The 8,719-nt window shown below is 73.9% G+C and carries 6 protein-coding genes and 1 pseudogene; 3 read left to right on the top strand and 4 right to left on the bottom strand.

Features of this window, described 5'->3' with window-relative positions:
* Positions 1–222 precede the first annotated feature (222 nt).
* Entirely contained in the window at positions 223–1,698 is a 1,476-nt protein-coding gene (locus tag JS521_RS30615) for an MFS transporter (protein WP_205086187.1), read from the bottom strand.
* A gap of 106 nt (positions 1,699–1,804) precedes the next feature.
* On the opposite strand from JS521_RS30615, the pseudogene JS521_RS30610 reads away from it, so the two are divergent.
* Together JS521_RS30610 and JS521_RS30605 are read left to right on the top strand one after the other, a co-directional pair.
* Positions 1,805–2,434, top strand: a pseudogene (locus tag JS521_RS30610) (TetR/AcrR family transcriptional regulator); the annotation flags it as partial.
* A gap of 224 nt (positions 2,435–2,658) precedes the next feature.
* Positions 2,659–3,681: a hypothetical protein gene (locus JS521_RS30605; RefSeq protein ID WP_205086186.1), complete on the top strand. Its 1,023-nt coding sequence runs from the start codon at positions 2,659–2,661 to the stop codon at positions 3,679–3,681.
* A 185-nt stretch (positions 3,682–3,866) separates the two neighbouring features.
* Here the strand turns inward: JS521_RS30605 and JS521_RS30600 are convergent, their stop codons facing one another.
* The gene (locus JS521_RS30600) at positions 3,867–4,727 is read right to left on the bottom strand and encodes a PhzF family phenazine biosynthesis protein (RefSeq protein ID WP_205086185.1); all 861 of its coding nucleotides are present in this window, start codon (positions 4,725–4,727) and stop codon (positions 3,867–3,869) included.
* Between the two features lie 114 nt (positions 4,728–4,841).
* Positions 4,842–5,651, bottom strand: a complete 810-nt coding sequence (locus JS521_RS30595; RefSeq protein ID WP_205086184.1) for an SDR family oxidoreductase — start codon at positions 5,649–5,651, stop codon at positions 4,842–4,844.
* 144 nt (positions 5,652–5,795) lie between these two features.
* Here JS521_RS30595 and JS521_RS30590 point away from each other — a divergent pair, with 144 nt between their 5' ends.
* Positions 5,796–7,463 carry an alkaline phosphatase D family protein gene (locus JS521_RS30590; RefSeq protein ID WP_205086183.1) on the top strand — a complete coding sequence of 556 codons (1,668 nt, stop codon included), beginning with the start codon at positions 5,796–5,798 and terminating at the stop codon, positions 7,461–7,463.
* 25 nt (positions 7,464–7,488) lie between these two features.
* On the opposite strand, the gene JS521_RS30585 is transcribed toward JS521_RS30590, so the two are convergent.
* Entirely contained in the window at positions 7,489–8,484 is a 996-nt protein-coding gene (locus JS521_RS30585) for a Gfo/Idh/MocA family protein (protein WP_205086182.1), read from the bottom strand.
* Positions 8,485–8,719 lie beyond the last annotated feature (235 nt).

Below are 8,719 nucleotides of genomic sequence, written 5' to 3'. Positions count from 1 at the left end.
GGGTGGAGCCGGTGCCGGGGGCGCGGTCGGGGTCAGGCTCGGGAGCAGCCATGTCCGTATCCTCCCGCTGTCGATCCGGTTCCGCTTCCCGGGCCGGTCCCGGTTCCCCGGGCCGTCCCCGCTTCCCGGGCCGGTCCCGGTTCCCCGGGCCGTTCCCGCTTCCCGTTTCCCCGGCCGTCCGCGCTTCCCGCTTGCCGGGCCGGCCAGGGGAGCGGGGCCGGCTCACCCGTTCTCCCGCCTCCGGGCGCCGCCCGCCAGGAAGTATCCGGCCAGCGCGGCGCCGGCCAGGACCAGGGCGGAGTTGACCAGGATCGCGATGGAGACGCCGGACAGTACCGCGTCGGGCCCGCTCGAGGCCCCCATCCGGGCGGTGACCACCGCGCTCATCACCGGAATGCCGAGGGCGATGCCCACCTGCTGCGTCATCGTCGCCAGCCCGGTCGCTCGCCCCTGCTCCTCGTCCGGCAGGCCCGAGGTCGCGGTGACCATGAAGCCGACGATCATCAGCATGTTGCCGACGCCGCCGACGAAGGTGGCCGCCAGCAGGAGCCAGATCCAGGCCCCTGAGGTGCCGAGCGCCACGAGGGAGAGGGTGGCGGCGGCCTGGACGGTGCCGCCCAGGACGATGGCGCGCCGGTTGCCGAAGCGGCCCACCGCCCGTCCGCCGAGCACACCGCCGACGACCGTGCCCGCGCCGAGCACGCCGAACGCGAGGCCCGTGGCGAGTGCGGAGTAGCCCAGGACCTCCTGGAGGTAGAGGGTCAGCAGGAAGACCAGCGAGGTCTCGGTGACGAAGGCGATCAGCCCGGCGGTGTTGCCCCAGACGACGCTGCGCCGCTTCAGGATGCGGATCGGGACGAGCGGGGCGGCAGCTCGCTGCTCGATGCGGACGAACGCGACCAGGAGGACGGCTCCGGCGGCCAGCGCGGCCAGGGTGGCCGGCCTGGTCCAGCCGGTCTCACCGGCCTGGGTGAGCCCGAGGACGAGCAGCAGCAGACCGCCGGTCACGGTGATGGCTCCGGGCACGTCCAGCTTCGGGCGTTCCTCCGGCCGGGAGTCGGTGATCACGGACGGAGCCAGGATCACGACCAGCGCCGCCACGGGGACGTTGATGAAGAAGGCCCAGCGCCAGGAGAGCAGGTCCGTCAGGAGCCCGCCGAGGATCGCCCCGGCGGTGAACCCGGCCGACATCAGAGCCCCGTTGAGCCCCAGTGCCCGTTCGCGCAGCGGCCCCTCCCTGAACGCCGTGGTCAGCAGCGCGAGGCCGGCCGGGGTGACGGCTGCGGTGGCCAGGCCCTGCAGCACCCGGGCCGTGAGCAGCACCTCGGGCGAGGTGGCGAGGCCGCCGAGCACGGAGGAGAGGCCGAGGACGGCCATGCCGCCGACGAACAGGTTCTTGCGGCCGACGAGGTCGGCGACCCGGCCGAAGAGCAGGGTGAACCCGGCGGCGGCGAGCGCGAAGGAGGTGGCGATCCACTGGAGACCGGCGAGGGAGAAGCCGAGCCCTTCGCCGACGACGGGCAGCGCCACGTTCAGGATCGAGAAATCCACCGCGATCATGAACTGGGAGCCGAGCAGCAGGGCCAGGACGAGTTTCTGGCGGCTGGACATGCGGGGGGAGGTGGCGGGCCGACCGGACGTGGGGTCCACGGCGGGGCCGAGGTCGGAGGATGCGGATGCGGTACGGGATGTAGACATGGCAGGGCGCCTTCCTGGACGCGGAAACGCTAAACGGTTCTGTGGTTCCGTTAGTGTGGCGTCACCGTAGCAGGGGAGGCGTTGTTAATGGAACTGGAGACCCGTTATGACTTCTGAAGGTGCTGAAGCCGCAGAAGGTGTCGGCGTCGAGGGGGTGGAACCCGGCACCGTGCGTCCCGGCGGTCGCACCGCCCGGGTGCGCGAGGCCGTGCTGCGCGCGGCCGGTGACGCGCTGGTCGAGCACGGCTTCGACGGGCTCGACCTGGCCGACGTAGCCCGGCGGGCCGAGGTCGGCAAGACGACCGTCTACCGTCGCTGGTCCGCCCCCGCCGGACTGGTCGCCGACCTGCTCACGGACATGGCGGAACAGTCGCTGCCGCGCACGGACACCGGATCCCTGGCCGAGGACCTCCGGGCCAACGCCCGCCTCGTGGTCCGCACGCTGACCGACCCCCGCCAAGGGGCCCTCTTCGTGGCCGTCATCGCGGCCGCCGCCTGCGATCCGCGTACCGCCGAGGCCCTCCACCGCTTCTACGCGGTGCGGATCGGGGAGTGGTCCGGCTGCGTTGAAGCAGCGGTCGAGCGCGGTGAACTGCCCGCGGGTACGGACCCGGGTGAGGTCGTCGCGGCGGTGTCGGCGCCGCTGTACTACCGGCTGCTCGCCAGCGGCGCCCCGCTGGACGAGGAGGCCGCCGACCGGGCGGCCTGGCGGCGCCGCCGGCCCGCGCGGGCGGGGGGGGGGGGGGGGGGGGGGGGGGGGGGCGGGGTTGCCCCGGGCGCCGGCCCGGGGCCCCCCCCGGGCCGGGGGGGCCCCCCCCCGGGGGGCCCGCCGCGGCCGTCGCCGCGGCGCGGGCGGGAGTGTTCGTACGGTGAGCGGCGCGAGGGGTCCGCGGCCGGGCCGGTCTCCCTTGGGCGGGACCGGCTTCGTAGCATCGAACGACCCGTCGATAAAGTGCTGGAATGATATTCGGTAAAGCCGGGTTCGGGGGAGCCGTCGCCGACTTCGAGGCGGCGGTGACGGCGCAGGACGCCAAGCGGTCCGGCAAGGCGTTCGTCCGGTTGCAGGAGACCTTCGGGCAGGCCAGGGAGTCGGAGCTGCTGGACGGCGGGCCGCGGCTCGCCGCCGTGCTGGAGCAGGTGCCGCCCGGCCCGCGTGCCGTCGTCGCCGTGCTCGTCGGGGCCTGCGTCGAGCGCGGTGCGGATGCCGAGCGCTGCGCACCGGGGGTGCTGGCCGGACTGCGGTGGGCCCTGGAGCAGGCCCTGGCGTTCGCCGACGCCTGGGCCGCGACCGGGGGCGGCGCGTTTCCCGCCCCGGACGGCGGCGAGCCGGGCCCGGAGGCCGTGGAGCGGGCCGGTCGCGACGCCGCCGTCGGCTGGTGGACGCTTCCCCAGTGGGAGATGGCCGCCGTCGCGATGTTGAACCACCCCGGCGTACGGCGGGCGGCCGGCTCCCGGGGCGAGGTGCTGCGGCTGCTCGGCGCGGTGGAGCGGGCCTCCGGCGTGGAGCTGAAGTCCCTCGCCCACGCCCTCCTGGTGCTGGACGACGAACCGCTCGTCGCCCTCCACCGGACGAGCGGCAGCGGCTACCTCCTGCGGATCTCCGGCATCGGGGACAACTTCCAGCTGCACACCCTGCTCGCCGACGCGCTCATCGGCGGCGGGCATGTGGAGGGCCGCGCGCCGTCGTCGCAGGAGGCGGCCGTCTGCCGGGAGACCCCCGGCCAGGTGGACACCGAGGGCTCCTTCGACCTGGTGGCCCCGGACGGCGAACTGATCTGGAACGAGGGCGCCCCCGCCGACATACCCGTCGTCGACGGCGTCCGGCTGCTGGTCCTGGACGAGCCGTCCTACCGGCGGACCTGGCCCGCGGGCCGCTTCTTCCCCGGCATGCGCGGCGACGCCCTGCTGGAGCGCGCCCTCGACTCGGAGGAGACGGAGCGCTGGTACGCCCACGTCTCCCCGGCCAAGGACGCTACCGGCTGAGCAGGGCCCCTCCTCGTACGTCGGTGGATCCGACCGCTCCCCGGCGGGCCCTGGCCGCCCCCCCAGCGGGCTGGGTCCACCCCTCCCGTGGGCCGGGCCGACCTCCAGCGGGCCGGGTCGACCCCTCCCGTGGGCCGGGCCGACCTCCAGCGGGTCGGTCCCTCCCCGGCCGACCCGGCCTGTCTTCAGCCGATCCTGGTGCCCGTCCCGCTGACCCGGACCCGGGCGTCGCCCGCGCGCAGTTCGACCGTGAGCGTGCCGGGGCGGCCCATGTCCGCCCCCTGGTACAGCGTCAGCACCGCCGCCTCCGGCACGAGCCCCAGCTCCCGTACGTACGCGCCGAAGGCCGCCGCCGCCGCGCCCGTCGCCGGGTCCTCCACGACCCCGCCCACCGGGAACGGGTCGCGGACGTGGAAGAGCTCCGGCCCCTCGCGGTACGCCAGTTGCAGGGTGGTCAGGTCGAGCCGGCGCATCAGCGCTTCGAGCCGCGCGAAGTCGTAGTCCAGGTCCGCCAGCCGCTCCCGGGTGGCGGCGGCCAGCACCAGGTGCCGGGCCCCCGCGTAGGCGATCCGGGGCGGCAGGGCGGGGTCGAGATCGGCCGCCGGCCAGTCCAGCGCCGCCAGCGCCTCCGTCAGGTCCGCCGCGCCGACCTCCTCGACGTGCGGGACCACGCTGGTCAGGGTGGCGCGGAGTTCGCCGCCCTCCCGGACGACGGAGACCGGGACCTGGCCCGCGGGCGTGGCGAACTCCAGCTCGCCCGGTCCGTCCCGTTCGGCCAGTGCGAGGGCCGTGGCGACCGTGGCGTGGCCGCAGAACGGCACCTCGGCCTTCGGGCTGAAGTAGCGGATCGTGTACGCGCCTTCACCGGTCCGCTCCGTCAGGAACGCCGACTCGCTGTAACCCACCTCCGCCGCGACGGCGAGCATCCGCTCCTCGCCGAGCCCGGCGGCGTCCAGCACGACGCCGGCGGGGTTGCCGCCCGCGGGGTCGGCGGAGAAGGCGGTGTAGCGCAGGACTTCGGGCCGGGGCCGGTGATCATGTGTCATGCGGCGGTCAACCGTATCCCCGGCCCGGTCATTCCCCGCCCGGTCATTCCCGGAATGCCGATTCCCGGTTCGGCACAGGTGTGACCAGTCCCAGTTTCAGCCCCAGCCCCAGTTTCAGCCTCGTCCGACGTACGGCATGTTCGTGGCCATGACCGTCATGAACGGGATGTTCGCCTCCAGCGGCAGCTCCGCCATGTGCGCCACCGTCCGCCCCACGTCCGCCGCCGCCATCACCGGCTCCACCGCCAGCTCCCCGTTGGCCTGGAGGATCCCTGTCTGCATCCGCTCGGTCATCTCCGTCGCCGCGTTGCCGATGTCGATCTGGCCGCAGGCGATCCGGTAGGGGCGACCGTCCAGCGACAGCGACTTCGTCAGCCCGGTGATCGCGTGCTTGGTCGCGGTGTACGCGATCGAGTGCGGGCGCGGCGCGTGGGCGGAGATCGAGCCGTTGTTGATGATCCGGCCGCCCTGCGGGTCCTGCTCCTTCATCAGCCGGTACGCCGCCTGCGCGCACAGGAACGCGCCCGTCAGGTTCACGTCGACGACCGCCCGCCAGTCCGCCACCGCCAGGTCCTCCAGCGGTACGCCGCCGGGGCCGAACGTGCCCGCGTTGTTGAACAGCAGGTCCAGCCGGCCGAACCGCTCCCGTACGGCGGTGAAGAGCGCGTCCACCTCGTCGGCGTCCGTCACGTCCGTGGTGACGCACAGCGCCTCGGTGTCCCCGGCGGCGGCCGCCGTCTCGGCCAGCGGCTCGGCCCGCCGGCCCGCGAGCGCCAGCGACCAGCCCCCGCTCGCGAGGGTGAGCGCGACGGCTCGCCCGATCCCCGACCCGGCACCCGTGACGACGGCGACCTTCCGGCCGGGCTGCCCTCCGTCCCCGGTGCGCGCGGTCCGTCCGGCCTGCTCTGTCTGCTCTGTGTTCATGGCCCGGCAGCGTACGGGACAGATCGGTGCACGGGGCACGCGGTGCTCATCGATCCGCCATGCGGATGTTGTGCACGCGACAACGGTGCGTCGTCCCCCACGGCTGCCATGAAGACCGACAGCATCCGGGCCGAGGAGGGGCATATGACAGCCGCACAGACCATCATGACGCCCGATCAGAGCACCCGCGCCATCGAACTCCGCACCGCCGCCCGCTTACTGGAACCGGGCGTCGGCCGCCGGCGCTTCCTGACCACCACCGGAGCCGCCGCCGCGCTCGCCTTCGCCGTCAACCTGCCCGCCGCCGGCACGGCGAGCGCCGCCGAACTCGACGCCCGCCGGATCGCCGAGAACCCCTTCACCCTCGGCGTCGCCTCCGGCGATCCGCACCCCACGTCCGTCCTGATCTGGACCCGGCTCGCCCCCCGCCCCTACGAGCCGGGCGGCGGACTCCCGAACGGCCGGGTCGAGGTGCGCTGGGAGGTCGCCCGCGACGAGCGCTTCCGCCGTATCGAGCGGCGCGGATCGGTCACCGCCCACCCCGAGTTCGCCCACAGCGTCCGCGCCGACGTCCAGGGCCTCGGCTCCGGCCGCCTCTACTACTACCGCTTCCGCACCGGCAACTGGACCAGCCCGGTCGGCCGCACCCGCACCGCACCCGCCCCCGGCGCCCGTAACAGCTCCCTCACCCTGGCCGCCGTCTCCTGCCAGGCGTACCACGACGGGTACTTCACCGCCCACCGCCACCTCGCCGCCGAGGACGTCGACGTGGTCTTCCACCTCGGCGACTACCTCTACGAGTACGCCGTCAACGCCACCGGCGGGGCCCGCAACTACACCGACCGCACCCTCCCCGCGCACTACAACCGCGAGACGCAGAACCTGGAGGACTACCGGCTGCGCTACGCCCTCTACAAGTCCGATCCGGACCTGCGGGCCGCCCACGCCGCCCGCCCCTTCGTGGTCACCTGGGACGACCACGAGACCGAGAACAACTACGCCGGCGGGATCCCCGAGAACGACGTACCGCCCGAGGAGTTCCTGCTGCGCAGGGCCGCCGCGTACCGCGCGTACTGGGAGAACCAGCCGCTGCGCACCCCGCAGCGCCCCACCGGCCCCGACATGACGCTCTACCGCCGCCTCCGCTTCGGGAGGCTCGCCCAGTTCGACATCCTCGACACCCGCCAGTACCGCGACGACCAGGCGTACGGCGACGGCTGGCGCACCCCGGGCCCCGAGTCCGAGGACCCCGCGCGCACCCTGACCGGGGCCACCCAGGAGCGCTGGCTGATCGACGGCTGGCGGGCCTCGAACGCCACCTGGAACGTCGTCCCGCAGCAGGTCACCTTCGCCAGGCGGCGCGACGTGCCCGCCGACGCCTACAAACTCTCCATGGACTCCTGGGACGGCTACCCCGCCTCCCGGCAGCGGGTGCTCGCCGGGGCCGAGGCCGCCGGCGTCGACAACCTCATGGTCCTCACGGGCGACGTCCACGTCTCCTACGCCTTCGACCTGAAGAAGGACTTCGACGACCCCGCATCGCGCACCGTCGGCACGGAGATCGTCACCACCTCCATCGCCAGCGGCAAGGACGGCGCGGACCGGCCCGCCAACTGGGAGAACCAGACCCGCGCCAACCCGCACCTCAAGCACTACAACGGGCGGCGCGGGTACGCGCTCGTCACCCTCGGCACGAAGGAGGCCCGCGCCGACTTCCGTACGGTCGCGGCCGTCACGACCCCCGGCGCGCCCGTCACCACCGCCGCCTCCTTCGTCACGGAGGCCGGGAACCCGGGGCTCACCCCCGCATGACCGGGCTCACCTCCGCATAACGGTCTCAGCGGTCCGCCGGGTAGCGGACGCCGATGCGGTCCCGGACCGCGTCGAGCGTCCGCATCACCGCGAGTGAACCCTCCAACGGGACGAGGGGGGACTCCAGCTCGCCCGCCCGCACCGCGCGTGCCACCTCGACGGCCTCGTACTGCATGCCCGACAGGCCCTGCGGGCCCGGCCCCGACGTGATCGTCTCCGGCTCCTCGCCCGCCCTCCGCAGCACGAAGTGGTCCGGGTGGAAGAAGTCGCGCGGGAGGTCGATCCGGCCCTCGGTGCCGATCACCGTGGCGGCCGTCGGGTGGTGCCCGACGATCGAGCAGGACAGCAGCGCTGTCGCACCCGAGTCCCAGCCCAGCAGCATCCCCGTGTTCAGGTCCACGCCCTCCGGTGACAGCAGTGCGTCGGCCTGGATCCGGTCCGGCTCGCCCAGCAGCAGGTGCGCGAACGACACCGGGTAGACCCCGAGGTCCAGCAGGGCCCCGCCGCCGAGGGCCGGGTCGCGCAGCCGGTGGCCGGGGGCGAAGTCGCCCGCGAAGCCGAAGTCGGCCTGGACGGTACGGATCTCGCCGATCGCCCCGTCCCGGACCAGCTCGGTCAGCCGGCGGACCACCGGGTTGAGGTAGGTCCACATGGCCTCCATCAGGAAGAGACCCCGCTCCCGGGCGAGCGCCACCAGCTCCTTCGCCTCCCGGCTGTTGAGCGTGAACGCCTTCTCGCACAGCACATGCTTTCCGGCCTTCAGCGCGAGCGAGGCCGCCGCGTGGTGCGCCGAGTGCGGGGTGGCCACGTACACCACGTCCACCGTGTCGTCGGCGACCAGCTCCGCCCAGCTGCCGTACGCACGGGCGATCTTGTGCCGGTCGGCGAAGGCCCGCGCCGAGGCCTCCGTACGCGAGGCGACGGCCACCACCTCGGCGTCGGGCAGCCCCTGTACGTCCGCCGTGAAGGTCGCGGCTATTCCGCCCGTCGCCAGCACACCCCAGCGCACCCTGTCACCCATGCCCGCCACCCCAGCCCGCCCGAAAAAGGTATCGACCACTCCGGTCGAGCTGAGAGCATAGATGCGGATTCAACGATGTGGAGAGATGAGAATGCCGGAGAGCGGCGGCGGCGACCGGGCCCAGCGAGCACACATACCCACGACCAGGGCCGGCGCGGAGGCCGAGGACCGGCAGGTCCCGCACGGGGACGCGGGCGCCCTCTCCGTCGACCCCGCCGCCCCGCAGGTCCGCCAG

It is taken from the genome of Streptomyces durocortorensis, assembly GCF_016901035.1.
Classification (GTDB): Bacteria; Actinomycetota; Actinomycetes; order Streptomycetales; family Streptomycetaceae; genus Streptomyces; species Streptomyces durocortorensis.
The sequence above is the reverse complement of the archived record's forward strand: the minus strand, read 5'-3'. Positions and strand labels throughout refer to the sequence as shown.

Bases quoted from the DNA above. Each gene is read 5' to 3' on its own strand.
- JS521_RS30590 (WP_205086183.1), top strand. From the start codon at position 5,796: ATGACAGCCGCACAGACCATCATGACGCCCGATCAGAGCACCCGCGCC.
- JS521_RS30595 (WP_205086184.1), bottom strand. From the start codon at position 5,651: ATGAACACAGAGCAGACAGAGCAGGCCGGACGGACCGCGCGCACCGGG.
- JS521_RS30605 (WP_205086186.1), top strand. From the start codon at position 2,659: ATGATATTCGGTAAAGCCGGGTTCGGGGGAGCCGTCGCCGACTTCGAG.
- JS521_RS30615 (WP_205086187.1), bottom strand. From the start codon at position 1,698: ATGTCTACATCCCGTACCGCATCCGCATCCTCCGACCTCGGCCCCGCC.
- JS521_RS30600 (WP_205086185.1), bottom strand. From the start codon at position 4,727: ATGACACATGATCACCGGCCCCGGCCCGAAGTCCTGCGCTACACCGCC.
- JS521_RS30585 (WP_205086182.1), bottom strand. From the start codon at position 8,484: ATGGGTGACAGGGTGCGCTGGGGTGTGCTGGCGACGGGCGGAATAGCC.